Genomic DNA, 25,296 nt, shown 5'->3' on the forward strand with positions numbered 1-25,296 from the left:
GAAAGAACCCGGGTTCTTTCCCTTCCGAAGTCTGGGGGGGGTGAGCGCTAGTTGAGGTCGCGCTGCTTGGGGACCACGACTCCGTAGAGGTCCTGGACCGTGGCGAGCGCGGCCTCGTGCACCTGCTGGGCGGGGATGCCGCGCGGGTTGCCGTTCAGCGGCAGCGGCCGGGTCGCGGAGGTGTCGGCGACCACGGTCGGGTTGTTGCCGTTGAGGAAGGCGCCCTGAGTGGTGAACAGGGTGCACATGTTGGTCATGAATCCGGTGATGATGAGATTCTTGTGGCCGGCCTTCTTGACCTCGTCGGCGAGATTCGTCTTGTGGAAGCCGTTGGGGACGGTCTTCTCGACGACGGGCTCACCCTTGGCCGGCTTGAGCGCCGGAATGATCTGGCCCGCCTTCGACTTCAGGTCGTAACCCTTGTCGACGATGTGGATGACCGGCGTGCCCGCCTTGCGGGCCCGGTCGAGCAGGATCTTGGTGTTCTTCACGGCCTCGCGCCAGCCGTCGAGCTCCATCACACCGTCGGTGTAGGTGTTCTGGTAGTCGACGAGGATCAGCGTGGCGTCGGACAGCTTGGCGGGCGTCTCGTCGAAGCCGTTGAGTTCGCGCAGCGTCGTCGTGTTCTTCGCGACGTTCTGCCCGGCGGTCGGCGACGGCTTCTTGTCGTGCCCGTCGGTGCGGGCGGCGGCCTCGGAGCTTCCGCCGCACGCCGTCATGGTGGCCGCGAGAACGGTGGCGGCGCCGAGCGCGGCCGCGAGACGGAGCAGCTTCATCAGACGATCTCCTTCTGGGACTGGACGACGACCCCGTACAGGTCGGCGATGGTGGCGAGGGCGCTGTAGTGCACCTGGCAGGCGTCGATGTCGGCGCCCGCGACCGGCAGCGAGCGGGTCGCGGTGGCGTCGGCCGCGACGGTGGGGCGGTTGCCGTTGAGGAACGCGCCCTGCGCCGTGAACGCCACGCACATGTGGGTCATCCAGCCCGCGATGACGACGTCCTGGCCCTCCTGGAGGTGCGTGGCCAGGTCGGTGCCGACGAAGGCGTTCGGGACCTGCTTGACGACGACCGGCTCACCGTCGACCGGCGCGACCTTCGGGTGGATCCGGCCGATCTCGGCCCGGATGTCGTACGGAGTCCCCTCGCCGCCGTCATTGATGACGTGGACGACCTTCGTGCCCTCCTGGCGGGCCCGTGCCAGCAGCTGCGCGGCGGCGTCGAGGGACTTCTCCCAGCCGTCGAGCTCCATCACGCCCTGGGTGTAGGTGTTCTGGAAGTCGATCAGGATCAGCGTCGAGCCGGCCAGCTTCGCGGGCGCCTGGTCGAAGCCGTTGAGTTCGCGCAGCGTGGTTCGGGACATGGGTGTACCGCCTTTGAGTCACGTGTGAGAGACGCAACCCGATGGTTCCGTTGGGCTGCGTCTGTAACGCTATGACCCAGCTGTGACGTCGGCAATGACGTCTAACATGCAGATACGGACATGCCGAGGGACGGCGGCCGGTCAGGAGGACATGTGCAGCCGGACAGTGGCGGACGACTCATCGTCATCGTGCTCTTCGAGGGCGTCGACACACTCGACGTGACCGGGCCTCCGGAGGTGTTCTCGCTGGCCCTGCGCGAGACCGAGAAGGCCGCGGGCTACCAGGTCGTGCTCGCCGCCGAGAGCATGGATCCCGTCACCACGGGCGCCGGGGTCCGCATCCTGCCGGACCTCACCTTCGCGGAGGCCGCCGCGCGGGGCATCGACACGCTCATCGTGCCGGGAGCGGTCGAGGTCGACGCCGAGGGCCGCGTCCACCCCCTGGTCGATCCCGTGCTGGTCGACTGGGTACGGATCCTCGCCGGGCGGACCCACCGGGTCACCTCCGTGTGCGTCGGGGCGCATCTGCTGGCCGCCGCCGGGCTCCTCGACGGCAAGCGCGCCACCACCCACTGGTCGACCGCGCAGCAGCTGGCCGCCGACCACCCGGCCGTGGAGGTCGACGCCGACCCGATCTTCATCCGCGACGGCGATGTGTGGACGGGGGCCGGGATCAGCGCCTGCCTCGACCTGTCACTCGCCCTGATCGCCGACGACCTCGGCGAGGCCGTCGCCCTGCGCGTGGCCCGGCAGCTCGTGATGTACCTGAAGCGCCCCAGCGGACAGAGCCAGTTCAGCGTTCCCCTGGAGCAGGTCTCCACGACACGGCGCATCGAGGACCTGCGGCACTACATCCTGTCGCACATCGACGAGCCGCTGACCGTCATGGACCTCGCCGCGTTCGCCCACGTCAGCGACCGGCATCTCACCCGGCTCTTCAAGACCGAGCTGGGCACGACCCCGCACACGTACATCGAGTCGATCCGCGTCGAGAAGGCCCGCCACAAGCTGGAGTCCTCCGACGCCACGCTCGCTCACATCGCGTCCCGGTGCGGGTTCGGTACGACGGACACCCTGGTGCGGGCGTTCCGCCGGCGTCTGAACACGACGCCGACGGAGTACCGCCGCCGGTTCAGGGTCCCGCAGGCGCCCTGAACTCTTCGGGGGGGGCGGGTCAGTTCATCGTCGCGCCGATGGACGAGGAACCCGTCGTGAGGAATGTCGTCGCGGGCAGTGAGCCGTCGGAACCGCGGGCGTTGTACGCCGTGGTGGCGTCCGTGGAGAGGAAGGACGGGGTGGAGATCCCCGTATCCCAGTTGTTTCCCGACGAGGTCACCGACGAGCTCCTGGTCGCCGTACCGCTGGAGTTCGAGACGGCCAGGTTCTTCCCGAGCTTCGCCGAACCGGTGGCGAAGTAGTAGCCCCAGTTGCCGTTGGCGTACGCGGTGGTGCGGTTGATGACGATCGCGCCGGTGTTGCTGTTCTCCGTGAACCCGTTGCCCGCGTCGCCCCAGGCCGCGGAGTTGTTGATGACGTGGGCCACCGATTCCCCGTCGCCGCCGAGCTTGTAGCCGTTGCCGTCGCCCGCGAAGGCGGTGTCCGACCAGCGGTTCTGTCCGTTCCCGAAGGACCAGGTGTGTTCGACGGTGACGGGGGACGACCAGGACCAGAGGTCGAGGCCGTCGTCGGAGTTGTTGTAGAGACGGGCGCCGGTGACCAGGTTGTTGGTGCCGGAGCCGAACTTGATGGCGATCCCGTCGGCGTTCTCACCGTGGTTGACGGCGTCGTAGTTACCGTAACTGTCCAGGTTCCGCACGGTGTTGTCGCTGGTGCCGTCGCCGGTGAGGGTGAAGCCGGAGTCGCCGCCGTTGATGGTCTTGATGTTGGACCAGAGCGTGCCGGTGCAGGACGTGCAGACGACCGCGCTGTCCGGGGAGTTCTGGAAGGTGATGTTCGACGTCGTCCAGTAGTCGGCGGTCAGCTTGAAGATCCAGTCTCCGGCGGGGAGGTTCGAACCGTCGATCTTCACGGTCTCGGAGCCGTACGCCTGGAGTTGGATACGGCTGGAGGACGTGCCGTTCGCCGTCGACTGGAGCGTGGCAGTCGGGTAGTACGTACCGCCGCGCACCTGGATGACGGTCCCCGCGGTGGCCGAGGCGATGGCACTGGTCAGTTCGGCGGTGGTGTCCACCACGACGGTGGCCGCGCTCGCGGGCGTGGGGACGAGTGCGGCGAGCAGGGCGAGGGGTGTGGCAGCGAGGTAGCGGGCCATTCTCATGTCAGCTCCGGGAGTTCGGCCGGGAAGACGATGGCGGAGTCCGGGACGTCACGGTCCAGGCCGTGCCAGGTTCCGGCGGGGAGGACGTGCTGGGCGCGGAGGTCCGCGGCAATCAGGCGGGCCACCTCGATCGCGCCGTGCGCCTGGAAGTGGGTGTTGTCCGCGACGCCGGTGGGGTAGTGGGGGTTCGTGCCGGCGTCCGCGTACAGGAAGCAGGTCTTGGTGCCCTCGGGGCCCAGCTTCTCCCAGAGGGCAAGGCTCAGCGCCTGCAGATCGATGAGCGGGACGCCTTCCGCCGCCGCCAGGGCCTTCATGGCTGCCGGGTAGTCGCCGTGCGACGCCTTCGCGTGGCCTTCGGCGTCGAAGCGGCGGCGTTCGACCGGGGTGACGAGGACCGGGTGCGCGCCGTGCTGCCGGGCGCCGTCCAGGAAGGTGCGGAGGTAGGACTGGTAGGTCGTGTACGGGTCGGTGCCGCGGGTGGGGTCGGTGGTCTTCTCGTCGTTGTGGCCGAAGGAGACCAGCAGCCAGTCGCCGGGGCGGATGTCGCGCAGGACCGCGTCGAGCAGGCCCGCGTCCTCGTAACTCCTGGTGCTCGCGCCGGACAGGGCCCGGTCGACGACCGTGACGCCGTGGGCCGCGAAGACGGGGAGCGCCTCGGCCCAGCCGGTGCGGGGTGCGGTGTCGGTGGCGTAGATCGAGGCGGTCGAGTCGCCGGTCGCGAAGATACGGAAGGGGCGGTGGGCGGCCGGTCCTTCGGTGCGGGGTTCCGCGTACGGCTGCCAGTCACCCAGATAGGTGGTCGTGGTGTGCGACTCGGCCTCGGCGGGGGTGAGTTGGGGGCGGTTCGCGGGGATCGTCGTCTCGGCGCCCGGTCCGGTGTTCGCGTACTCCGTGAAGCGCATCGTCTGCCACGGATAGGCGGCCCGCATGTCGGTGTACGGTTCGGCGGCTCTGATGCCCGGACCCGCCCAGGTGTCGCGGACCGTGAGCATGGGGTGGGCCGTCGTCTCGTACGAGGGGACCCAGGGCCGGGCCAGGCAGTACTCCCCCGCACCCGCCGACGACGTGATGCGGCAGCGGGTCGCCAGGAAGCCGCGCGGGTTCGCGCGGGCCGTGGAGGGGGCGAAGACCATGCCCTTGGGGGTGAACGTCACGTCCCTGGCGAGGGTGTGGAACTGCGTCGATTCGAAGACCGCTGTCGCGCGGCCGAAGACGAAGTCGACGTCGCCCTCGATGTAGCAGTCGCGGTAGTAGTGACGGTCGAAGGACGTGAGGGCCGTGGTGTCGGCGAACAGTGTGTCCTGGTGGGCCAGCAGGCGGCAGTGGTCGAAGAAGGTGCGGTCGCCCGTGGCGTGGACGGCGACCGCCTGTGTGCCGGTGATCTCCGGGTGATCGGCGCGCAGCCAGTTGTTGGCGATCGTCAGGTCGCGGACCGTCAGGCCGGCCGCGGCCGAGGTGAAGGTGGCCGAGCCCGCCGTGCCGTAGGTGGTGCCGTCGGGCCTGGGCGTGCCGTTGGCGTTGTCGTACACGATCACCACGTCGTGCGGGTCGCCGGTCGCGCCGCGCAGGGTGAGGTGGGTGGCCGTGGCGGGGACGGTCACCGTCTCGCGGTACGTACCGGGGGCGAGGACGATCGTCCAGCCGTCCCCGCGGACCGCGTCGACGGCGGCCTGGACGGACGACCGGCCGGGGCGGACGTGGAGGGTGCGGCGCGGGGAGGCCTCTGCGGTGGTGCCGGTCAGAGCGAGGACGGCGCCTGTCGCCATGCCGGTGAGGAGTGTGCGGCGGCGCATCTCAGCATCCCTTCCAGGGGGTCCAGTCACCCAGATAGGTGGATCGGGTGTGCAACCGCGCCTCGTCGTGCGTCAGTTGGAGGCGCGACGACGGGTCGGTGATCTTCGCGCCCGGACCCGTGTTGCGGTACTCGGCGAAGCGCTGGGACTGCCAGGGGTAGGCGTCCGACATGTTCGTGTACGGGGCGACAGCGTCGATGCCCGCGCCGAGACGGGTCTCGCGGACCGTCAGCATCGGGCGCGCCGTCGTGTCCGAGCTGGGCACCCAGGGGCGGGCGAGCTTGTAGTACGCGTCCGGGGCGCCGCTGGTGACCAGGGAGTCGAGTACCAGATAGCCGCGCGGATCGGCGCCCGCGGTGGAGGGCGCGAAGACGAAGCCGTAGGGGGCTGCGGCCAGGTCCGTGCGGTCCAGGGTGTGGAAGTGGCAGCGGTCGTAGACGGCGGTGGCCCGGCCGAAGACGAAGTCGACATCGCCCTCGACGTAGCAGTCGGTGAAGTACTGGCGGGCGAAGAGCGCGAGGCCGAGCGTGTCGGCGTAGAGCGTGTCCTGGTGGCCAAGGAAGCGGCAGGCGTGGAAGGCCGAGCGGTCGCCCTGGACCTTGAGGGCGACGGCCTGGGTGCCGGTGATCTCCGGGTGGTCCGCGCGCAGCCAGTCGTTGGCGAAGGTGAGGGAGCGGGCGGTGAAGCCGGCGGCCTGCACCGTGACGGTGGCGGAGCCTGTCGTTCCGTACGTACCGCCGGAGGGCTTGGCGCTGCCTGCCGCGTTGTCGTACACGATCACGGTGGAGCGCGGGTCGTCTCCCGCGCCGATCAGGGTGAGGCCGGTCGCGGCGGCCGGGACGAGGACGGTCTCGCGGTAGGTGCCGGGGGCGAGGACGACCGTCCAGCCGTCGCCGGGTACAGCACCGACAGCCGCCTGGACCGTGCGGTGGTCGCCGCGGTCGAGCGCGTCGACGTAGAGGGTCTGCGGGTTGAGGCGGCGGCCCGGCGATCCGTACCGGCCGAAGGGGCTCCGGCCGGCGGCCCGCGCGCTGGGCGCGCTGCCGAGACCGAGACCGAGCGTGAACGCGCCGGCTCCGGCGATGAGCAGGGAACGGCGGGTGGGATCTACCTGGTGAGGGTGGTGCGAGGGCATGGCAATGCTCCTTCGCTGCGGCTCGTACAGGGAGGGGGGTATGGGGGGAGGCACGGCCGGTGCGGTCCCGCGCGGGCCGCACCGGCCGTGGGATCAGCGGAGCTTTCCCGCGCCCGCGCCGCGGTCGACGACGCACGGGACGTTCTTGGCGCTGTCGACCTTGGTGCGCAGGGTGGGCACCCAGCCCGCGTCACCGCCGAGCAGGGCCGTGGGGTTCGCGGCGTTGTACGCGGCGAGGACGTCGGTCGCCCTGCCGTTGACGTAGTTGCCCGCCGCGGTCAGACCTGCGCCCTTCCACTTGTAGATGACCCGGTCGGCACCGATGCCCGCGGGAAGCGTGAAGGCGTTGGCCTCGGCGACGATCTGCGAGTTCACCCCGACGCCGATGCTGTACGTGTACTCCTGGCTCGCGGTGACGACGAAGTGGTTGTTGTACGTGTCGACCTGGCCGAAGCGGACGCGCGGGGCCCGCTCGGTGATCCCCTTGAAGAGGTTGTGGTGGAGGGTGATCTTCAGCTTGCCCGCGTCGGTGGCCGTCGCGCTGTCGCTGTTGCCGAAGAGCAGGGTCTTGTCGTGGTCGGTGAAGGCGTTCCAGGACGCGGTGACGTAGTTGGCGCCCTTGACCACATCCAGCTCGCCGTCGTGCTGCTGGTAGATCCGGCCGTAGTACGCGGGCTGCGCACTGTCGGGGCGGCGGCCGTCGGTGAAGGTGTTGTGGTCGATCCAGACGTGGGTGGATCCGGTGACGACGAGGTTGTCGTACTCGGAGTTCCAGTTGCCGGTGTCCCCGTCGGTGGGGTCCCACTGCGGGAAGCAGTCGAAGGCGTCCTCGAAGGTGAGGTTGCGGACGATGACGTTGTCGACGTCCTTGACCTGGAGGTCGCCGGCGAGAATCTTGGCCTTCTTGTCGAGGCCGACGATGGTGGTGTTGGCGGGGACCGGGACCTCGACGCGTGCGGTCTGCGCCGAGGCCGAGGTGCGGCGCAGGCCCTCCTGGCTGGTGGCGGGCTCCTTGTCCAGGTTGGTGTCCCAGCCCCAGACCGCGGGGTCGTAGGCGGCGAGGTACTGGGCGAAGTCGTAGCCGGGGGCGGCGTAGTCGGCGCAGGAGAGCGCCTTGCCCGCGTCGTCGACGTTGAAGTCGAGGGTCCCCTTGATCTTGATGATCTTGGGTGCGTCCCCGGCGTCCTTGAAGGCGGCGACCAGCTGGGCGCGGCTGGAGACGGTGTAGATGTGGTCGGCCGTGGCGGCCGATCCACCGGTGGTGCCCGCGCCTTCGGCGGCCCAGCCGTCGCCCGCGGCGAGAACGCCTCTTCCCAGGTCGCGGGGGGACGAGTGGGAGGACGAGGCCGAGGCGGCGCCGGTGACGCCGAGCACCAGCGCGGTGCAACCGACGATGATTCCTATGACGCGGCCATGACATCTCTGTGTACGCACTGCGGCTCCTGAGTCAGACGGGACATGAGGGCAGGGACGGGAGGGGGCGAGAAGGGAAGGGAAGGGAAGGGAAGGGAAGGGACTGCGGGTCCGGCGTACGCCCACGGCAGCACGCCGGACCCCGTACATCGGGGAGCGTCAGCTCTTGTTCTGCTGCTTCCACTCCGCCTGGGCCGCGTTCAGCTCCTTGGCGATCTTGTCCAGGAAGGCCTGCGCGGTGACCTTGCCGAGCAGCAGCTTCTGGAACTCCGGCTCGTTGTCGGCCTTGCTGATGCTGTTCCAGTCGGGCAGGTAGTAGGGCAGCTGCACGACCTTCGTCGATCCGTCGGTCAGCGCCGCCGCCGCGAGCTTCGTCGGCTCGGCCTCGGTGATCCAGGAGTCCTTGGCCGCCTCGGTGTTGGCCGGGATGGCGCCCGCGGACTCGTTCCACTTGCTGTTCTCGGCGTGCGAGGCGGCGAACTCGATGAACTTCCAGGCGGCCGCCTTGTTCTTGCTCGCCTTGAACAGGCCGAGCCCGTCGACCGGGTTGGAGACCTGGACGCGCGTCCCGCCGTCACCGATCGGGTTGGGGATGCCGGCGAACTTCCCCTTCAGGGCCTTCTCGTGGTCCTGGTACGAGCCGAGGTTGTGGCTCAGCATCCCGATGGTGCCCGTGTCCCACTGGGCGACCATCTTGGTGAAGTCGTTGTTGAGGTCGGCCGAGGGGGTGGTCTTCTTGAAGAGCCCGACGTACTTCCCCAGTGCCGCCGCGTTCTTCGGGTCGTTCACGGTGGTCTTGTCGCCGTTCCAGAAGTCGGTGATGCCCGACTGCCCGTACGCGGCGTCCAGTGCCGGGGCGACCGATCCGGCGCCGCCGCGGATGGTGAAGCCGAACTTGTTGTTCTTCGCGTCGGTGAGCTTCTCCGCGGCCGTGTAGAACTTCGCCCAGGTCGACGGGGCTTCCAGACCGGCCGCCGTGAAGAGGTCGGTGCGGTACCAGAGCGTGCCGTTGTTCACCGAGGTCGGCACCGAGTACATCTCGTCGCCCTTGCCGCCCGCGACCTTGACGCTGGCCACCGTGGCCTCGACGAGCTTGCCGTTCAGCGCGGACTTCGCGATGCGGTCGCCGACCGGCTCCAGCGCGTTCTGCGCGACGATATTGGCCAGGTACGCCGTACCGACACCGCCGACGTCCGGCAGACCGCCGCCCGAGATCGCCGTGTCGTACTTCGACTGGACATCGGCGATCGGGATCGGCACGTACTTGACCTTGATGTCCGGGTTCTTCTTCTCGAAGTCCTTGATGATCTCGGTCCAGACGGCCGTGCGGGGCCCGCCGTTGTTGTCCCAGAAGGTGATCGTGCCCTTCCCCTTGCCCTCGTCACCGCTGCCGCTGCCGTCGTCGCCGCAGGCGGTCGCGGTCAGTGCGAGGACCGCGGTCAGTGCGACCGCGCTCCCCAGGGACTTCGAGAACTTCGTCATGGCCGGCTCGTCTCTCTTGGTGTGATCTGGCTGTGTCTGATCAAAAACGTGGTGAAGCTCGCGGTCCCTGCGGGCCCCGTGCCCTCGGGTGCGGTGGCGAAGAGGCCGAGCAGCGCTCCGACCCAGCGCCAGGGGGTGGCGGTGAAGATGTGTCCGGACGGGCGGAAGCCTTCGCCGGTGTCGTACGAGAAGCGGCATCGCGCACCCGGCGCGACGTCGATACGGAGCCGGGCGCGGCCCTGCGGCGCGGGCACCGGGTGTGCAGCGTCCCGTTCCTTCTCCGCGACCGGCTCGGCGTAACGGTGGACGAGGCGCACCCCGTCCTCGGCCCGCTCCAGACCGATCCAGCCGAAGGCGTCACCGAGGACGGCCAGGCCCGCCTTGGCGCCCAACTCCTCACTGTCGAGGGTGAGTTCCACCTCTACACGGAAGGACTCGGCGGGCATCCGCTGGGTCAGTACGCTCGGCAGCCTGCGCGTGTCGTCCGCGTACGGCGTCCGTACGCAGGTCAGCCTGAGCCCGTCCCCGCCGTGCGCGACCGTCCATCCCGGCCTGGGGTTGGCCGTCCACTGCCACTGCCGGCCGTACCGTCCGCCGGGGAATCCGTCGTCGGTGGCAGGCGATTCGGCGGGCTGTTGCGGCAGTTGGGGCCTGGCGTGTACGAGCACGGGCTCACCCTCGTCGCCCATCACCGGCCAGCCGCCCTCGGGCCAGTGCACGGGCTGGAGGTGCAGCACCCGCCCGTAGGCGCCCTTCGCCTGGAAGTGCAGGAACCAGTCCTCCCCCGCAGGGGTGGTGACCAGGCCGCCCTGATGCGGCCCGTTGATCCCGGTGGAGCCCTGCTCCAGGACGACCTTCTCCTCGTACGGGCCGAAGAAGTCCCGTGAGCGGAACGCGCCCTGCCAGCCCGTCTCCACACTCCCCGCGGGGGCGAGGATCCAGAACCAGCCGTCGCGGAGGTAGAGCTTGGGGCCCTCCAGGGTGAACCAGCCGGGCAGCAGGTCACCGTCGACGATCACCTTGCCCTCGTCGAGGAGTTCACGGCCGTCCGACGACATCCGGTGTCCGGTGAGGCGGTTCTTGGTCCCGGACCTGGACCTGGCCCAGGCGTGCACCAGATACGCCTCGCCGCTCTCCTCGTCCCAGAGCGGGCAGGCATCGATCAGACCTTTTCCGGGCTTGACGAGGTGCGGGGCGCTCCACGGACCTCGTACATCACGGGAGTTGACCTGGAAGATGCCGTGGTCCGGGTCGCCCCAGAAGATCCAGTAACGGCCGTCGTGGTGCCGGATGGACGGCGCCCAGACCCCGCAGTCGTGGCGCGGCGACGCGAACGCGGCGGCGGGCTCCAGACGGTCGAGTGCGTGGCCGATGAGCGTCCAGCTGACCAGGTCGCGGGAGTGCAGCAGGGGCAGTCCGGGGACGCGGCCGAAGCTGGACGCGGTGAGGTAGTAGTCGTCGCCGACGCGCACCACGTCGGGGTCGGACCAGTCGGCGTGCAGGACCGGATTGCGGTATGTGCTCCCGTCGCTCATGCGCCGACCGCCTTGCGCACGAGTGCGGCCGCCGCGTCGCGCCCCAGACGCCCGTCCGCGACGACGGTGAGGATGCGGCGTACGAGCGTCTCGCCCGCGGCCATCTCCACCCGCTCGTCCCAGGCGAGCGAGGAGCCGACCCCGGGGTACTCCTCGGTCCGTACGAACCACGGGTCCTTGCGGGTCTCCCCGTTGGCACCGGCGAAGACCAGGGTCCAGCCGTCGCCCGCCAGGGCGAGCCAGTCGGCCCTGTGCCCGTGGACCGCGTCCTCGCCGTCGGCGTCCGCGGTGAAGACGGCGGGCCGGCCCGTCTCCTTGGGCGCGCGCCAGAAGAAGCCGCCGTATCCGGCGCCGGGCCTGCCGTTGGTGGCCGGGGAGCCGATGGACAGCGCGCCGCCGGTGGTGTTGGTCAGCGAGAAGGTGAAGTCCAGTGCCCAGGCGTCCGTGCCGAGCGGGGTCGCGGCGACCGTACGGTGCTCGCGCAGCAGCTCGCCCGCCTCCGCCGTCCAGGCCAGCTCCTCGACGAAGCCGTCCGGGTCGCGCAGCTTCCAGCCGGTGTGCCGCTGGATGCCGTGGTTGTCGAGCTCGGTGGAGCCCTGTCCGCGCACATAGGTGCGCCCGCCCCAGAAGTTGCGTCCCGCCACATCGGGCACGGCGACGCCGGCACCCAGGTGGTGGAGGTGGTCGCCGGGCATCTCCTCGGTGACGCGCAGGCCGCCGAGGGTGGTGAGCGGGTGGAGGTACGGACGCGGGGACAGCCGCGGCGCCAGGTCGGGCCGGAAAAGGTAACGGCCGACCGGGCGTCCGGCGCAGCGCAGGAGGAGCGACTGGCTCATGAGGAGTGCACCTCGCTGGGGAGCGCCCAGGGGACGCCCTGCTCGGAGAAGAGGACGAGAGACTCGGCGCCCGCGGCGACCAGGGCGTCGATGCCGTGGACGGTGCGGCGGCGCGCACCGGTGGCGTCCGTCGACCCGCTCCACGCCGCGGCGGGGATCGGAGTCGGCTCGGGGGCGGTGCGAACCGTTTCGACGACCCGCATGAAGGCGCCCGTCAGATCGGGTGTGACCAGGAGTCCGGCCGTCCCTGCCAGGTGGTCGAGGAGGTTCTCCAGGAGGTCGGTCCTGCCGTGCACCGACTCCTCGGGGCCCCGGCCCGGACGCTGCACCAGGACGCGGTCGTCCTTGTACCAGTAGGTGATGCGGCCGCGGGTTCCGTGCACCAGCAGATACGGCTCGTCGGGCCGTTCGGCGCACAGCGTCACGGAGATGACGACCGGGGTGCCGCGGCGGGTCGTGATCCGTACGCACGAGGTGTCGTCGGCCTCGATGTCATTGGCCCGGAACAGCTCGGTCTCGACGGTCGTGATGTCCTCGGCGCGCGAACTCCCGTCCAGGGCAAGGGCGGTGGCCACCGCGTGGGCGAGAGGGTTGGTCAGTACGCCGTCGACCACGTCCGTGTCGCCGATGCGCCGCCGTCCCGCCCAGGGGGCGCGCCGGAAGTAGGCCTCGTCGCGCACCCAGGCGCCGGCCCCGCCGATTCCGGTGACCTCGCCGATGGCGCCGGCCGCGATGAGTTCCCGTATCGCGGTCAGAGCGTGCGAGCCCAGCGACTGGAAGCCGATCTGGCAGTGGACGCCCGCGGCGCGGACCCCGTCGGCCATCCGCCGGAACTCCGCGTAGGAGGGGGCGGGCGGCTTCTCCAGGAGGAGGTGCACACCACGTTCGGCGGCGGCGAGTGCCAGGTCGGTGTGGGTGGGGATCGGTGTGCAGATGACGGCGATCCGCGCTCCGGTGGAGTCGAGGAGACCCGCGAAGTCGGTGGACTGCTCGGGCGTGCCGAAACCGTCCAGCTCCTCGTCGCTGAGCGGCTTCAGCTCGCAGATCCCCGCGAGGGTGACGCGGCCGAGGCCCTGCAGACGGCGGATGTTCTCCAGATGGCTGCGGCCGTGACCGCGTGCGCCCGCGAGGACGACAGGCAGGGGCGAAGGCAGGGGCGAAGGCAGGGCGCTCATCCCTTCACCGCCCCTGCGCTGAAGCCGGTGACCAGCCACTTCTGGATGAAGGCGAAGACGATCACGACCGGTACGGCCGCGACGACACCGCCCGCGGCGAGTGCGCCCAGGTCGACGCTGTCCGCGCCGATGAGGGTGTTGAGGCCGACGGGGATCGTCTGCTTGTCCTGCTCGCTCAGGAACATCAGGGCGAAGAGGAAGTGGTTCCAGCTGTGCACGAAGGCGAAGGAGCCGACCGCGATCAGTCCGGGCCGCAGCAGCGGGAGCACCACCGCGCAGAAGGCGCGGAAGCGTCCGCACCCGTCCACCCAGGCGGCCTCTTCCAGCGAGACCGGCACATTCTTGATGAAGCCGCTGATCAGGATGATGGACAGCGGGAGCTGGAAGACGGTCTCCGCGATGATCACGCTGCCCAGGGAGTTGATCAGCTGGAGGTTCTTGAAGATCTCGAAGAGCGGGACCAGCATCAGCGCGCCGGGGATGAACTGCGAGCAGAGCAGCCCCAGCATGAAGCCCTTCTTGATCCGGAAGTCGAAGCGCGCCAGGGCGTATCCGCCGGAGAGCGCGACCAGCGTGGTCGCGACCAGCGTCGCCACGCCGACGATCATGCTGTTCTGGAAGAAGATCCCGAAGCTGCGTTCGTTCCAGACCTTCGAGAAGTGGTCCAGGGTCATCGGCCAGGGCACCAGCGAGGTCGATCCTGCCGGGCGGAAGGCGAAGAGCAGCATCCAGTAGAAGGGGATGAGCGTGAAGATCAGGTACAGCCCGAGTGGGACGTAGATCTGCCAGCGCGGTACGTCGTCGAAGGCACGCTCGCGCTTGGTGCGGCGCGTCGGGGGACGGCGCGGGGTGTCGTCGGCGGCGGGGGCGTCGGTGCCGTGCTTCTCGGCGAGTGCGGCGGTCACTTGGGGTCTCCTCCGAACTTGCTCAGGCGGAGATAGAGGATCGAGCAGAAGAGGAGGATCACGAAGGCGACGGTGGTCAGCGCGGAGGCGTAACCGAAGTCATGGCCTTCGATCCCGGTGTTGGCGACATAGAGCGGGAGCGTGGTGGTCTCGCCCGCGGGGCCGCCGCCGGTGAGGGTGTAGAGGAGGTCGACGTTGTTGAACTCCCAGACGCCGCGCAGCAGGGTGGCCAGGACGATGGCGTCCTTGAGGTGCGGCAGCGTGATGTGGAAGAACTGGCGCAGCCGTCCGGCGCCGTCGACCGATGCCGCCTCGTACAGCTCCTTGGAGACGGACTGCAGGTCGGCGAGGATGAGGATGGCGAAGAAGGGGACCCCGCGCCAGAGTTCGGCGAGGGCCGCCGCCCAGAAGACGGTGCCGGTGTCGGAGAGGACCGAGGTGCCGTACGAACCGATCCCCGCGTCCGCGAGGTAACGGCTGAAGCCGGTCGACGAGTTGTAGAGCAGGATCCAGATCGTGGAGGTCAGCACTCCGGAGACGGCCCAGGGCGAGAAGACCATGGCGCGGGCGAAACCGCGCCCGATGAACGTCTGGTTGACGATCAGTGCGAGTCCGAGGCCGAGCGCCAGCTGGAGGGCGACCTGGGTGACGACCCACTGCCCGCTGAAGGCGAGCGTCGACCAGAACTGGTCGTCCTGGGTGAAGATCTTCGTGAAGTTGTCGAGGCCGGCGAAGCCGTTACGCCAGGGCTTGGTGACGTTGTAGTTCTGCAGGCTGTAGTAGAAGACGCTGATCACTGGGTACGCGATGAAGCCCAGCATCAGCAGGGCTGCGGGCGCGATCAGCAGATACGGCAGGCGGCGGGGCGTCGCTCCTGTTCGGCGCCGGGGCGGCCCGTGCGGCCGGGACTGCTCGGCCACGGCTGCGGCTTGTGCCATGACTCTTCTCCGTTCTCTGTGGATCTGATCTCGGTGCATCAGCTGTGCAAGCGCTTGCCGTCGGCCGTTCGGAACCCCGGACGCGGCATGGGACACAGGGAGTGCGGTGCGGTGGGGTGCTTCAGCCCGCGTACGGGTCGTGCACTTCTCCGGGCCTGGCCAGGAACGCGAAGTCGCATCCGGTGTCGGCCTGGGTGATCTGCTCGTTGTAGAGGGCTCCGTAGCCGCGCTCGTAGCGGGCGGGCGGCGGGGTCCAGACGGCCTTGCGCTGCGCGAGTTCCTCGTCGGTGACGTCGAGATGGAGGGTGCGTGCCTCGACGTCGAGGGTGATGCGGTCGCCGGTGCGGACGAGGGCGAGGGGCCCGCCGACGTACGACTCGGGTGCGATGTGCAGCACGCAGGCGCCGTAACTCGTTCCGCTCATACGGGCGTCGGAGATCCGCACCATGTCGCGGACGCCCTGCTTGAGTAGGTGGTCGGGGATGGGCAGCATGCCGTACTCGGGCATTCCGGGGCCGCCCTTGGGACCCGAGTTGCGCAGCACCAGGACATGGTCCGCGGTGATGCCGAGATCCGGGTCGTTGATGGTGCGCTGCATGGTCCGGTAGTCGTCGAAGACGACGGCGGGCCCGGTGTGCTTGAGGAGGTGCGGCTCGGCGGCGATGTGCTTGATGACGGCGCCGTCGGGGCAGAGGTTGCCGCGCAGGACGGCGACGCCGCCCTCGTCGGCGAGCGGGTTGCTGCGCGGGCGGATGACGTCCGGGTTGTGGACCTGGGCGCCTTCGAGCTGCTCGCGCATCGTGGTGCAGGAGACGGTGGGCCGGTCGAGGTGCAGTACGTCCGTCAACTGGGCCAGGAATGCGGGGAGTCCGCCCGCGAAGTGGAAGTCCTCCATCAGATACCGGCCGCCAGGGCGGAGGTTGGCGAGGACGGGGACGGTGCGGGCGATGCGGTCGAAGTCGTCGAGGGTGAGGGTGACGCCGGAGCGGCCCGCCATCGCGATGAGGTGGATGACGGCGTTGGTGGAGCCGCCGAGGGCCAGGACGGTGGCCACGGCGTCCTCGTACGCGTCCGCAGTGAGCAGCTTCGACAGCTTCAGGTCGTCCCACACCATGTCGACGATCCGCAGCCCCGAGGCGGCGGCCATCCGGTCGTGGCCGGAGTCGACGGCGGGGATCGAGGAGGCACCCGGGACGGTGACGCCGAGCGTCTCGGCGGCGGCGGTGAGGGTGGATGCGGTGCCCATGGTCATGCAGTGGCCGGGTGAGCGGGCGAGCCCGTTCTCCAGTTCGGCCATCTCGCAGTCGCCGATGAGTCCGGCGCGCTTGTCGTCCCAGTACTTCCACATGTCGGTGCCGGAGCCGAGGACTTCATTGCGCCAGTGGCCCGGCAGCATGGGTCCTGCGGGCACGAAGACGGTCGGCAGATCGACGGTCGCCGCGCCCATGAGGAGGGCGGGGGTCGACTTGTCGCAGCCGCCCATGAGGACGGCGCCGTCCACCGGGTACGAGCGCAGCAGCTCCTCGGTCTCCATGGCGAGGAGGTTCCGGTAGAGCATCGGGGTCGGCTTCTGGAAGGTCTCCGAGAGGGTGGAGACCGGGAATTCGAGCGGGAAGCCACCGGCCTGCCAGACACCGCGCTTGACGGCCTGGGCGCGGTCGCGGAGGTGGACGTGACACGGGTTGATGTCACTCCAGGTGTTGAGGATCGCGATGACGGGCTTTCCCAGGTGCTCCTCGGGAAGGTAGCCGAGCTGCCGGGTTCTGGCCCGGTGGCTGAAGGAGCGCAGACCCGACGAGATGCTGCTGCCGTACCACTGGTGGCTGCGGAGCTCCTCGGGCGTCTTACGGGCCGTCGTCATATCCCCCACCCCGCAGCGATCTCCGCGACCTCGGCGCGCTGCGCTTCGGGCAGCTGCTTGCTCGGCGGGCGTACGTCGCGCCGGCACAGGCCGAGCGAGGCGAGCGCCTCCTTGACGACGGTGACGTTGTCGGCGGAGCCGTTGGCGCCGCGCAGCTCCTCGAAGCGGCGGATCTGCTCCCAGACCTTCATCGCGGCCGGGTAATCACCGGATCGAAGCGCTTCGATCATATTCAGCGAAACGGACGGCGCGACGTTCACGAGCCCCGAGGTGAAGCCGGTGGCGCCCGCGGAGAAGTACGAGGGGGCGTACGGCTCGGCGAGTCCGGCGACCCAGACGAAGCGCTCCAGACCGGCGTCCCGCGCGAAGGCGGCGAAGCGGGCGGCGTCGGGGACCGCGTACTTGACCCCGATGACATTGGGGCAGGCGTCGGCGAGTTCGGCCAGCCGCGCACCGGGAAGCTGCGGATTACGGAGGTACGGGACGACGCCGAGCCCGGGGACCGCGGAGGCGATGGCGCGGTGGTAGTCCACCCAGCCGCCGTCCGATACGTACGGGTGGACGGGCTGGTGCACCATCACCATCTGCGCGCCGGCGTCACGGGCGTGCTCGGCGGCCTCGATCGCGGTCGGCACGTCATGCCCGACGCCGACCAGAATGGTGGCCCGCTCCCCCGCCTCGTCGATGGTCAACTCGGTGACGGTACGCCGCTCCTCGGGGGTCAGCGCGTAGAACTCACCGGTGTTGCCGTTGGGCGTCAGCGTCCGCACCCCGCCGTCGATGAGCCGTCTCAGCAGCGCGCGATGCGTGCTCTCGTCGATGCTCCCGTCCTCCCCGAACGGGGTCACCGGGATCGCCACGACGTCTGCGAGGGCCGCCTTCAGCGGTGAGGAGTCCATGCGGACCGACCTTTCATCGAAGTGCTGGTGGTACGTCATTCCGCTTCGCCCTCCGCCTCGGCCGGGAAGGCCCGGGCGACGAACGAGGCGATGTGGTCGTGCAGGGCGCGGGCCGCGCCGTCCGCGTCGTCGGCGAGCGCGAGCCGCAGGATCTCCCGGTGCTCGGCCGCCTCCCGCTCCCAGGAGGGGATCGCGGCCCAGGCGACGGTGGACACCAGGGCGGCCTGGTCGCGCACTTCGTCGAGCATCCGGGCCAGGAGCGGGTTCCCGCAGGGCAGATAGAGCGCCCGGTGGAAGTCGCGGTTGGCGAGCGAGCGGTCCGCCTTGTCCTCGGCGGTGTCGGAGCGCCCCAGCGCCTCCTGCGCCGCTTCGAGCGACGCCTTGCGAGTGATGCTGCGGCGCAGCGCCTCGGGTTCGAGGAGCAGCCGTACGTCGTAGACCTCGCGCGCCATCTCCGCGTCGACCATCCGCACGGTGACGCCCTTGTACTGGCTCATCACCACGAGCCCGGTCCCCGCCAGGGTCTTCAGGGCCTCGCGCACCGGGGTCTTGGAGACCCCGAACTGCGCGGCGAGCTCGGTCTCGACGAGGGCCTGCCCCGGTACCAGTTGGGCCGTGAGGATGGCGTGCTTGATCGCATCCTGCACGTACTGGGTCCGTGAGGGGATCGGACTCGGGGCAAAAGTCATCAGCGCTCTCAGATCTTGCATATCGCGTCTCATATATGACGTACGAAGTACGACGCGTTGAAGCTAAGGCCGTGCCCATGTTTCGTCAACGCTTCCGGCAGAAGAACTTCTGGTCCTGGCGGGGCAGTTGTCACTCCGTGCGCCGGATGCCGGATTCGACCGCGCCCACCGACGGCCCGGACTGCCCGCGGATAGGGCATCTGCCCGATCCCTCACGGGGGCCTCGGTCTGGTCTTCGTGCCGAATGCGCTGGCGCTCGCCGCGGGCGCCGGTCTCGTCGCCGTCGTGGACCTCCGTGTGCTGCTTCCGGCTGCCGGGGCGGCGGGGCTGCTCGCCGCACTGCTGCTGGTGCCCCGGCGGGTCAGGTCCTGCGGCTGAGCGCCACCGCGGTGAGCAGGAGTCCGTCCCTGCACAGCCAGTTACCGCTGAAGCCCACGATCCGCTCCCCGTCCAGATCGGCGCCCGCCACCAGCAGCCTGGCGTGGAAGGCGGCGCGGCCGGGGTGGACGACGAGCTCCGCCTCGGTGAAGTCCAGTTCCCTTGCCGTGAGCGGGAACCAGGCCTTGAACACACTCTCCTTCGCGCTGAACAGCAGCCTGTCCCAGCAGACTTCGGGGCGGTCCGATGCGAGGTCGGCCAGGTGCTCCCGTTCGCCGGGGAGGGTGACGGAGTGCAGCACTCTGGGCGGCAGCGGCGCGTTCGGTTCCGCGTCCACGCCGAGGGCGGCCAGCTCCCCCGAACGGGCCACCGCCGCCCCCCGATAGCCGGCGCAGTGCGTCATGCTGCCGACGACGCCCTGCGGCCACACGGGCTCACCGCGCGGTCCGGGGAGGATCGGTACGGGTGCGATGCCGAGTCCGCCGAGTGCCGTACGCGCACATCGGCGGACCGTGGCGAACTCGCGGCGGCGGCGTTCCACGGAGCCCGCGACCACGGCCGCCTCGGCCGGGAAGAGATCGGGCTCCCCGTCCTCGTACACCTCCGCCCAGGCGGTCCCCGCCGGGAGCAGCGCCTCGATCACCTGGCGCTCCCCGGCACGGGGACGGCAGGCAGGACCGGGTGGAGCCTCCCCGGCAGGCCAGGGCGGCGCCGCCACTCGCGGGGGTAGCCGAGGGAGACCTCGTGGAAGGGGACCCCGTCCCGGTACAGCGTGCGCGGGATGTGCAGATGGCCGTGGACGACGGCGGCCGCCCGGTAGCGCAGATGCCACTGGGCGGTGGCCTCGGTCCCGCACCACAGGGCGAACTCGGGGTGGCGCAGGATCAGGGTGGGATCGCGGACCAGCGGGAAGTGGTTCACCAGCACGGTGGGCAGGTCCCGGTCGACGGCGGAGAGCCGCGCCTCGGTGACACCGACCCGGTGCCGGCACCACGCGTCACGGCTCGGGAAGGGGTCGGGGTGGAGCAGGAACTCGTCCGTGCAGACCACACCCGCCTCGTACGCCTTGGCAAGGCCCTCCCGCGGGGTCGTCGTGCCGGCCGGCAGGAAGGTGTAGTCGTAGAGGACGAAGAGCGGCGCGACGACGGCGGGTCCGCCGGGACCGTCCCACACCGGATAGGGGTCCTCCGGTGTGTCCACCCCCAACTCGCCGCACGAGCGCACCAGTTCGCGGTACCGCCGATCCCCGCGCAGCTGCAGCGGATCGTCCGTGGGGGTCCACAGCTCATGGTTGCCCGGCGCCCAGATCACCCGCTCGAACCGCTCGCGGAGCAGGCCGAGCGTCCGGACGACGTCTTCCGCCCGCTCCCCCACGTCGCCCGCCACCAGCAGCCAGTCCCCCGGCGACTGCGGGCGGATGCGCTCCGCGATGCGCCGGTTGTCGTCGTACGAGACATGCAGGTCGCTGACGGCGAGCAGCTGCGCGTCGGGCATCGCCCCTCCAGGGGGTCCATGAAATTACGGGGGTGCGACGCGATTACGGGCAAGCCCCTAGAACCCGGGCGCCCACCCCCTATTCGCGCCGCACCCCGCGGGAAGGGCGCCCCGCGTCCGCTTGGGTGGGGACCGTAGACCGTACGCCGACGCAGAGGGAGACCGCATCCATGCCCGAGGGAAACGCCGCCGCGGTCCTCGACCGGGTCGGCGGCAAGTGGAGTGTCACGATTTTGTTGATAGTGTGTCAGGAACCGCACCGCTTCACGGAGTTGGAGCATGTCGTCGAGGGCATCAGCCGGCGCATGCTGGCCCTGACCCTGCGCGCACTGGAGCGCGACGGGCTGATCACGCGTACCGTCCACCCGTCCATTCCGGTACGGGTGGAGTACAGCGCCACCGCCATCGCACTCGAACTGCGCGAGTCCTTGCGCACCCTCGCCGACTGGGCCCTGCGCCACCGGGCGGCCATCGCCGAGGCGCGTACCGCGTACGACGACCGCGCCACGGCCCGTCCGGACCGGGAGTCCGCTACAGCTCCCGGTCCGGACGGACGCCGGATCACTTCGGCGAGTTGAAGGTCACCGGCAGCTCGGACAGCGTGCGCAGCACGATGCCGGGGAAGAACTCCGGCTTCTCCAGGGCGAGTTCGACCCCATTGGCGGCGAGTTCGGCGACGGTCGCCTGTGCCGTCATCCGGGCGATGGGCGCGGCCACGCAGAAGTGGATGCCGTGGCCGAAGCCCAGATTGCGCTGGGCGGGGCGGGACAGGTCGAGCCGGTCGGGGTCGTCGTACACCTCCGGGTCGCGGTTGGCCGCGCCGAGCACCAGGGAGAGATCGGTGCCCACGGGGACCTGCAGATCGCCCACCTGGGCATCCTGCAGTGCGGTGCGCGGCACGAGCTGGAGCGGCGAGTCGTAACGCAGCAGCTCCTCGACGGAGTTCTGCACCTGGGACGGGTTGTCCAGGAACCACTTCACCTGGTCGCCGTGGCCGAACAGGCTGAGGACGCAGTTGCCCATCATGGCGGCCGTCGCGTTGAACCCGGCGGCCAGCAGGTTCATCAGGGTCATCGACAGCTCCATCTCGGAGAGCCGGTCGCCCCCTTCGCCGCGGGCCGCGACCAGTTCGCTGACCAGGTCGTCACCGGGCCGCGCCTTGCGCTCCTCCACCATCTCGGCACCGGCGGCGATGATCCCGTCACGCGCCTCGTCGCGGATGACCTTCTCCTCCGGAGAGAGGGTGAAGCCGGGGTCGAGCCCTCGGCCGCTCTCCTTGGCCAGAGCGATGAAGACCGGGTGGTAGCGCTCGGGTATGTCCATGAGCTCGCTCAGGACCAGGCCGGGCAGCGGACGCAGCAGCGCGTCCATCAGGTCGACGGTGCCGCCGGCCGCCTGCTCCCTGGCCTTCGCCACCAGCTCGGCGGCGAACTGCTCGGTCCTGCCGCGGAGCCGCTGCACCGTACGCGGGGTGAACGCCTTGGAGACCAGGGTCCTTATCCGGGTGTGGTCCGGCGGGTCCATGAAGATCAGCGGGCGACCGGGCGGACCGTCGGGGTTCGGTACGAACTGATCGGCGATCGGCGGGTTCTCGCCCCAGCCGAACCGGGGGTCCTTCAGGATCTCGGAGGCGACCTGGTGGCTGAGGACGGCGACGGTGCCGCCGGGGGTACGGAAGACCTGGCCGTTCTCCTCCCTGATCTTCCGGTAGGTCGGGTAGGGGTCGCGGTGGAAGTCCTCGTCGAAGGGGTCGAACGGAAGCAGCTGCTTGATGATGTCGAGGTCGACCACGGGAGCTTCGGGCGCTTCGGTCATGAGTCGTGTCCCATCATTGGCTGAGAGTGGCTGATCGCGGAGTAGTCGGGTCGCGAGCCGGTGTCCCGGCAGGCGTCGAGGGCGCGCCGGAGGCCGGCGACCCGGTGCCAGGCGGCCGTGCAGTGCACGTCGGCGAGGGCCTGTTCCCCGCCGCCGTCCTCCCCGGACGCGCGCCCGGCACGGGCCAGTACCGCGCTGACGGCGAAGAGCTCCGCCGCGATGCGGGCGACGAGGGCAACGGCCTCCTGGTTGCGGAAGAGGTCGTCGGGGTCCGCGTGGTCGGCGACCAGTTCGCGGCAGCTGCCGTACAGCTGGTGCACCTGCCGTGCCGTCTCGCTGAGATGGGCCAGATTGGCAGGTGACAGGTCGTCGTCCCCGGGCACTTGGGGTGACCCGGATACAAGGGGTGCCGCCTCCTCACCCGGGGTCAGGAAGCACTCGGTCAGCAGCCGCCGGCCCAGCTGCTGGTCGAGCTGGAAGTCGACATTGCCTGCGACGCGCAGACCGCGGGCATCCCGGAAGGCCCGCTCCAGGGGTACGGGTGAGGCGCCCCTGCGGCGCTTGCTGGCCACCGTCTCCAGGCCCGCCCCGCCGAAGAGCGACACCGTACGGTCGACGATTCGCCAGGCGGTCCCCACGGACAGGTTCTTGGCGGCCATCCGCTCGAACCAGCGCCCGTCCGCCCCTTCCCCGGCGAGGCTCCGCTCCAGGACGCTCTCCATGGCGTACACCTCGGCGCGGGTGGTCGCCGCGATCCGCTGGATCAGGTCGTACGCACCGAGCCCGCGCCCGTCGATGGTGCGCTCGTCGATGAACTCCCTTGTCCAGAGCAGACATTGGCGGGCGACGGCCATGGCGGGCGCGGCCGTGAAGTAGAGCTGGCCGGTGAGGACGACGGAGCGCATCGCCGCGGACATCCGGGGGTCCCCGGGCTCGCCGCGCAGCACCCGGTCCGCGGGTACGTACACATCGTCGAAGCGCAGGGCCGCGTTGGGCAGCCCCTTGCTGCCGACGAACCCGATCTCCGACGCGACCCGGAAGCCAGGGCTGTCCGCGGTGTCGACGAAGGCGACGACGAGCCTGCGCTCCGCACCCTCCCCCTCGGTCGCCGCGACGGCGAGGAGGTCGGCCACCGGTCCGTTCCCGGTGAACAGCTTCTCGCCGCGCAGTACGTGTCCGGAGCCGTCGGGTGCACGGGTCGCCGTCATGCCCGTCCAGGCGTTGTTCTGCCCGGCCGCCTCGGTGACACCGAAGCCCGAGATCGCACCCTCGGCGACCCTGCGGGTGACGAAGTCCCGTACCCGGCCTTCGGGAAGGGCGGGAATCAGGGCCGACGCGCCCACCGCGTTCGGTATGGCGATCAGCTGGCCCACCGCGACCGAGTGCCGGGACGCCCTCTCGATGACGCGCAGCGCCTCGTAGGACCCGAGTGCGAGCCCCCCGACGGCCTCGTCGTTGCGCAGCTTGAAGTAGCCGCGTCCACGGATCTCGTCCAGCAGGCCGGCGGGCAGTTCGCCGGTGCGGTCCACCTCGTCGGGGTCGACCCGCTTCTCCAGGAACTCGGCGATCTCCGCCGCGACGCGCTCACCTTCCTGCCGCTCGCCCGCGTCACGCCCGGGGGCGCCGCGCAGCCGCTCCCAGTCGAGCCGCCCGGTCGCGAGGGCGTGCAGGAATCCCTGCGGTTCGGGTACGTGTGTCATGCGGGTCTCCTCCTTTCCGGTTCAGGCGGTGGCGGGGACCAGTTCCACCGGCATGTCGAGCAGAACGGTGTGCTTGTTGTTCGGGGCATGGACGACCGGCCCCGTGAGCCTGATCTCCGCCACGGTGTCGAGGAGTTCGGTGAGGAAGAGTCGGAGCTGGAGCCGGGCGAACTGCTCGCCGAGGCAGAGGTGGATGCCGTGCCCGAAGGAGAGGTGCGGGTTCGGGTCACGGGTGATGTCGAAGGTGTCCGCTTCGGCGAAGACGGACTCGTCGCGGTTGGCCGACGGCCACCAGAGCGTGACCTTCTCGCCGGCCCGGATCAGCGTGCCGTGCAGGTCGACGTCCTGGGTGGCGGTGCGCCGGTTGTACGGGTTGGGCGGGTTCCAGCGCAGGATTTCCTCCACCGCACTGGTCAGCAGGGTCCGGTCGGCGCGGAGCTTCTGCCACTGCTCGGGGTGGTGGGCGAGGGCGAGGACCCCGCCCGCGACGGTGTTCCTGGGCTGTTCGAGGCCGGTGATCAGAATGAGGTTGGCGTTGGCCTCGCGCTCCTTGGCGGTGAGCGGTGTGGAGTCCCCTTCGATCTCGCCGACCGCGAGGAGGGTGCCGAGGTCGTCGGCGGGGTCGGCGCGCTTGGCGTCCAGCATCCGGCCGAAGTACTGCTGCATCTCGACGAATGTGGCCCGCGAGTGCTCGTCGATCTCGCCTGTCCTGCGGTCGATGAACCCGAGCACCTCGTGGACCCACGCGGTCAGCTGGGGCCAGTCGGCACGGGGCGCGCCGAGGAGGACCGCGATGGACTGCAGGGCGAAGGGCTCGGCGACGTCGTCCACGAAGTCGACAGGGCCGGTTGCGTCCAGTGCGCTTTGGAGCAAGTGGTGTGCGCTGGAGCGGAGTTCATCGCTGAGGCCGAGCGCGACAGCGCCGGTGACCGCCGGGGCGAGCAGCTTCTTGACCCGGTCGTGCCGCGGGTTGTCCATCATCGCGAAGAGCACTCCGGCGAGCGTCGCGAACGGCAGGTCGTCCAGGTGCGATCCGCCGCCCGCCCGCGATCCGCCGCCCTGCGCCGAGAACACCGGGTCGGAGGCCGCCCGGGCGATGTCCGCGTGCCGGGTGAGGACCCAGAAGCCGTCCCCGTCGGCCGTACGGCCCTGCGGGTGATAGAAGACGGGGGCCTCTCTGCGCAGCCGGGCGAATACGTCGTAGGGCACGCCCGCCGCGTAACCCGCCTGGTCGGTGAGGTCGAACCCGCCGAGCACCGCGGGGAGTTCCGCATCCGCGGCCTGGGGCACGGAGGGGGATTGCGTGGTCATCTGAAACCTCTCGCTGGATCGTGGATCTGGGCCGGCATCGCTACGGAAGGGGTGGTACGGGAGCGCGGGCGGGGGCGGGCATGGACCCGGAGAGGCGCCACGCCAGCGCGTCGAGCTCCGTCGCCGTGCGCCCGCCTGCCGCGACATAGCTGTCGGGGCGGGTGAGGACGAAGCCGGGCCGCCGTCTGGGCCGGTGCTCGTGCGCCAGTACGCCGGGCATACGGGCGGCGAGTGCGCGGCCCCGCCGGTCCAGCGCACCGCCGGCTGCCCCGAGGGTGAGCAGACTCAGACGCGAACTC

Annotated in this window: 24 protein-coding genes and 1 pseudogene; 3 read left to right on the forward strand and 22 right to left on the reverse strand. The window is 70.1% G+C overall.

Annotated elements, in window-relative coordinates:
* Window positions 1–47: 47 nt before the first annotated feature.
* Window positions 48–776, reverse strand: a complete 729-nt coding sequence (locus tag J0695_RS16915) for an isochorismatase family protein (protein ID WP_206962892.1) — start codon at window positions 774–776, stop codon at window positions 48–50.
* Window positions 776–1,360, reverse strand: a complete 585-nt coding sequence (locus J0695_RS16920; RefSeq protein ID WP_206962893.1) for an isochorismatase family protein — start codon at window positions 1,358–1,360, stop codon at window positions 776–778. Before J0695_RS16920 ends, J0695_RS16915 begins: the two co-directional genes overlap by 1 nt.
* A gap of 153 nt (window positions 1,361–1,513) precedes the next feature.
* Between J0695_RS16920 and J0695_RS16925 the strand changes: the two genes are divergently transcribed.
* Entirely contained in the window at window positions 1,514–2,515 is a 1,002-nt protein-coding gene (locus tag J0695_RS16925; RefSeq protein ID WP_307798661.1) for a GlxA family transcriptional regulator, read from the forward strand.
* A 19-nt stretch (window positions 2,516–2,534) separates the two neighbouring features.
* On the opposite strand, the gene J0695_RS16930 is transcribed toward J0695_RS16925, so the two are convergent.
* The 14 genes and pseudogenes from J0695_RS16930 to J0695_RS16990 all read right to left on the reverse strand — a co-directional run bounded on the left by J0695_RS16930 (window position 2,535) and on the right by J0695_RS16990 (window position 18,299).
* Window positions 2,535–3,638, reverse strand: coding sequence for a right-handed parallel beta-helix repeat-containing protein (locus J0695_RS16930; RefSeq protein WP_372445786.1), 1,104 nt, complete (start codon window positions 3,636–3,638; stop codon window positions 2,535–2,537).
* On the reverse strand, window positions 3,635–4,429 hold the full coding sequence (locus J0695_RS43920; protein WP_242552775.1) for a rhamnogalacturonan acetylesterase: 795 nt from the start codon (window positions 4,427–4,429) through the stop codon (window positions 3,635–3,637). The genes J0695_RS16930 and J0695_RS43920 overlap by 4 nt, the downstream gene beginning before the upstream one ends.
* A pseudogene (locus J0695_RS43925) lies at window positions 4,406–5,431 on the reverse strand (pectinesterase family protein); the annotation flags it as partial. The gene J0695_RS43920 and the pseudogene J0695_RS43925, both read right to left, overlap by 24 nt.
* A gap of 1 nt (window position 5,432) precedes the next feature.
* The gene (locus J0695_RS16940) at window positions 5,433–6,566 is read right to left on the reverse strand and encodes a pectinesterase family protein (protein ID WP_206962896.1); all 1,134 of its coding nucleotides are present in this window, start codon (window positions 6,564–6,566) and stop codon (window positions 5,433–5,435) included.
* Window positions 6,567–6,659: 93 nt separating this feature from the next.
* Window positions 6,660–8,000 (reverse strand): pectate lyase family protein, encoded by a 1,341-nt coding sequence (locus J0695_RS16945; RefSeq protein WP_307798662.1) that lies wholly within the window; start codon window positions 7,998–8,000, stop codon window positions 6,660–6,662.
* Between the two features lie 138 nt (window positions 8,001–8,138).
* Window positions 8,139–9,461 (reverse strand): ABC transporter substrate-binding protein, encoded by a 1,323-nt coding sequence (locus J0695_RS16950; protein ID WP_206962897.1) that lies wholly within the window; start codon window positions 9,459–9,461, stop codon window positions 8,139–8,141.
* Window positions 9,458–10,996 carry a glycoside hydrolase family 43 protein gene (locus tag J0695_RS16955; protein ID WP_206962898.1) on the reverse strand — a complete coding sequence of 513 codons (1,539 nt, stop codon included), beginning with the start codon at window positions 10,994–10,996 and terminating at the stop codon, window positions 9,458–9,460. Before J0695_RS16955 ends, J0695_RS16950 begins: the two co-directional genes overlap by 4 nt.
* Window positions 10,993–11,832: a DUF6807 domain-containing protein gene (locus J0695_RS16960; RefSeq protein ID WP_206962899.1), complete on the reverse strand. Its 840-nt coding sequence runs from the start codon at window positions 11,830–11,832 to the stop codon at window positions 10,993–10,995. Before J0695_RS16960 ends, J0695_RS16955 begins: the two co-directional genes overlap by 4 nt.
* On the reverse strand, window positions 11,829–13,007 hold the full coding sequence (locus tag J0695_RS16965; RefSeq protein WP_206962900.1) for a Gfo/Idh/MocA family protein: 1,179 nt from the start codon (window positions 13,005–13,007) through the stop codon (window positions 11,829–11,831). Before J0695_RS16965 ends, J0695_RS16960 begins: the two co-directional genes overlap by 4 nt.
* On the reverse strand, window positions 13,004–13,912 hold the full coding sequence (locus tag J0695_RS16970) for a carbohydrate ABC transporter permease (RefSeq protein WP_206962901.1): 909 nt from the start codon (window positions 13,910–13,912) through the stop codon (window positions 13,004–13,006). The genes J0695_RS16965 and J0695_RS16970 overlap by 4 nt, the downstream gene beginning before the upstream one ends.
* Window positions 13,909–14,850 carry a carbohydrate ABC transporter permease gene (locus J0695_RS16975; protein ID WP_206962902.1) on the reverse strand — a complete coding sequence of 314 codons (942 nt, stop codon included), beginning with the start codon at window positions 14,848–14,850 and terminating at the stop codon, window positions 13,909–13,911. The genes J0695_RS16970 and J0695_RS16975 overlap by 4 nt, the downstream gene beginning before the upstream one ends.
* Window positions 14,851–14,971: 121 nt before the next feature.
* On the reverse strand, window positions 14,972–16,711 hold the full coding sequence (gene araD / locus J0695_RS16980; RefSeq protein ID WP_206962903.1) for an L-arabinonate dehydratase: 1,740 nt from the start codon (window positions 16,709–16,711) through the stop codon (window positions 14,972–14,974).
* Window positions 16,708–17,610, reverse strand: a complete 903-nt coding sequence (locus tag J0695_RS16985; protein ID WP_242552774.1) for a dihydrodipicolinate synthase family protein — start codon at window positions 17,608–17,610, stop codon at window positions 16,708–16,710. Before J0695_RS16985 ends, araD begins: the two co-directional genes overlap by 4 nt.
* 35 nt (window positions 17,611–17,645) lie before the next feature.
* Window positions 17,646–18,299 carry a GntR family transcriptional regulator gene (locus J0695_RS16990; protein ID WP_206962913.1) on the reverse strand — a complete coding sequence of 218 codons (654 nt, stop codon included), beginning with the start codon at window positions 18,297–18,299 and terminating at the stop codon, window positions 17,646–17,648.
* A 237-nt stretch (window positions 18,300–18,536) separates the two neighbouring features.
* Here J0695_RS16990 and J0695_RS16995 point away from each other — a divergent pair, with 237 nt between their 5' ends.
* Window positions 18,537–18,677, forward strand: a complete 141-nt coding sequence (locus J0695_RS16995; protein ID WP_277989994.1) for a hypothetical protein — start codon at window positions 18,537–18,539, stop codon at window positions 18,675–18,677.
* Here the strand turns inward: J0695_RS16995 and J0695_RS17000 are convergent.
* Together J0695_RS17000 and J0695_RS17005 are read right to left on the reverse strand one after the other, a co-directional pair.
* Entirely contained in the window at window positions 18,661–19,320 is a 660-nt protein-coding gene (locus tag J0695_RS17000; RefSeq protein WP_206962905.1) for a 4'-phosphopantetheinyl transferase family protein, read from the reverse strand. The two genes, J0695_RS16995 and J0695_RS17000, sit on opposite strands and share 17 nt — an antisense overlap.
* Entirely contained in the window at window positions 19,317–20,171 is an 855-nt protein-coding gene (locus J0695_RS17005) for a metallophosphoesterase family protein (RefSeq protein WP_206962906.1), read from the reverse strand. Before J0695_RS17005 ends, J0695_RS17000 begins: the two co-directional genes overlap by 4 nt.
* Window positions 20,172–20,341: 170 nt before the next feature.
* Between J0695_RS17005 and J0695_RS17010 the strand changes: the two genes are divergently transcribed.
* The gene (locus J0695_RS17010) at window positions 20,342–20,749 is read left to right on the forward strand and encodes a winged helix-turn-helix transcriptional regulator (protein ID WP_206962907.1); all 408 of its coding nucleotides are present in this window, start codon (window positions 20,342–20,344) and stop codon (window positions 20,747–20,749) included.
* Here the strand turns inward: J0695_RS17010 and J0695_RS17015 are convergent.
* The 4 genes from J0695_RS17015 to J0695_RS17030 form a co-directional block, all read right to left on the reverse strand.
* Entirely contained in the window at window positions 20,733–21,986 is a 1,254-nt protein-coding gene (locus J0695_RS17015) for a cytochrome P450 (RefSeq protein ID WP_206962908.1), read from the reverse strand. The genes J0695_RS17010 and J0695_RS17015 overlap by 17 nt on opposite strands.
* A complete protein-coding gene (locus tag J0695_RS17020) occupies window positions 21,983–23,686 on the reverse strand; it encodes an acyl-CoA dehydrogenase family protein (protein ID WP_206962909.1) in 1,704 nt (567 codons plus the stop codon). The genes J0695_RS17015 and J0695_RS17020 overlap by 4 nt, the downstream gene beginning before the upstream one ends.
* Window positions 23,687–23,707: 21 nt before the next feature.
* A complete protein-coding gene (locus tag J0695_RS17025) occupies window positions 23,708–24,997 on the reverse strand; it encodes a cytochrome P450 (protein WP_206962910.1) in 1,290 nt (429 codons plus the stop codon).
* A gap of 40 nt (window positions 24,998–25,037) precedes the next feature.
* A partial coding sequence (locus J0695_RS17030; RefSeq protein ID WP_372445787.1) for a hypothetical protein occupies window positions 25,038–25,296 on the reverse strand: 259 nt, incomplete at its 5' end.

This window comes from Streptomyces beijiangensis, assembly GCF_017315755.1.
Taxonomy (GTDB): Bacteria; Actinomycetota; Actinomycetes; order Streptomycetales; family Streptomycetaceae; genus Streptomyces; species Streptomyces beijiangensis.

Excerpts from the sequence above, each read along its gene's own strand:
- J0695_RS16915 (WP_206962892.1), bottom strand. The coding sequence starts at position 776 with ATGAAGCTGCTCCGTCTCGCGGCCGCGCTCGGCGCCGCCACCGTTCTC.
- J0695_RS16920 (WP_206962893.1), bottom strand. The coding sequence starts at position 1,360 with ATGTCCCGAACCACGCTGCGCGAACTCAACGGCTTCGACCAGGCGCCC.
- J0695_RS16930 (WP_372445786.1), bottom strand. The coding sequence starts at position 3,638 with ATGAGAATGGCCCGCTACCTCGCTGCCACACCCCTCGCCCTGCTCGCC.
- J0695_RS16940 (WP_206962896.1), bottom strand. The coding sequence starts at position 6,566 with ATGCCCTCGCACCACCCTCACCAGGTAGATCCCACCCGCCGTTCCCTG.
- J0695_RS16950 (WP_206962897.1), bottom strand. The coding sequence starts at position 9,461 with ATGACGAAGTTCTCGAAGTCCCTGGGGAGCGCGGTCGCACTGACCGCG.
- J0695_RS16955 (WP_206962898.1), bottom strand. The coding sequence starts at position 10,996 with ATGAGCGACGGGAGCACATACCGCAATCCGGTCCTGCACGCCGACTGG.
- J0695_RS16960 (WP_206962899.1), bottom strand. The coding sequence starts at position 11,832 with ATGAGCCAGTCGCTCCTCCTGCGCTGCGCCGGACGCCCGGTCGGCCGT.
- J0695_RS16965 (WP_206962900.1), bottom strand. The coding sequence starts at position 13,007 with ATGAGCGCCCTGCCTTCGCCCCTGCCTTCGCCCCTGCCTGTCGTCCTC.
- J0695_RS16975 (WP_206962902.1), bottom strand. The coding sequence starts at position 14,850 with ATGGCACAAGCCGCAGCCGTGGCCGAGCAGTCCCGGCCGCACGGGCCG.
- araD (WP_206962903.1), bottom strand. The coding sequence starts at position 16,711 with ATGACGACGGCCCGTAAGACGCCCGAGGAGCTCCGCAGCCACCAGTGG.
- J0695_RS16985 (WP_242552774.1), bottom strand. The coding sequence starts at position 17,610 with ATGGACTCCTCACCGCTGAAGGCGGCCCTCGCAGACGTCGTGGCGATC.
- J0695_RS16990 (WP_206962913.1), bottom strand. The coding sequence starts at position 18,299 with ATGACTTTTGCCCCGAGTCCGATCCCCTCACGGACCCAGTACGTGCAG.
- J0695_RS17005 (WP_206962906.1), bottom strand. The coding sequence starts at position 20,171 with ATGCCCGACGCGCAGCTGCTCGCCGTCAGCGACCTGCATGTCTCGTAC.
- J0695_RS17010 (WP_206962907.1), top strand. The coding sequence starts at position 20,342 with ATGCCCGAGGGAAACGCCGCCGCGGTCCTCGACCGGGTCGGCGGCAAG.
- J0695_RS17015 (WP_206962908.1), bottom strand. The coding sequence starts at position 21,986 with ATGACCGAAGCGCCCGAAGCTCCCGTGGTCGACCTCGACATCATCAAG.
- J0695_RS17020 (WP_206962909.1), bottom strand. The coding sequence starts at position 23,686 with ATGACACACGTACCCGAACCGCAGGGATTCCTGCACGCCCTCGCGACC.
- J0695_RS17025 (WP_206962910.1), bottom strand. The coding sequence starts at position 24,997 with ATGACCACGCAATCCCCCTCCGTGCCCCAGGCCGCGGATGCGGAACTC.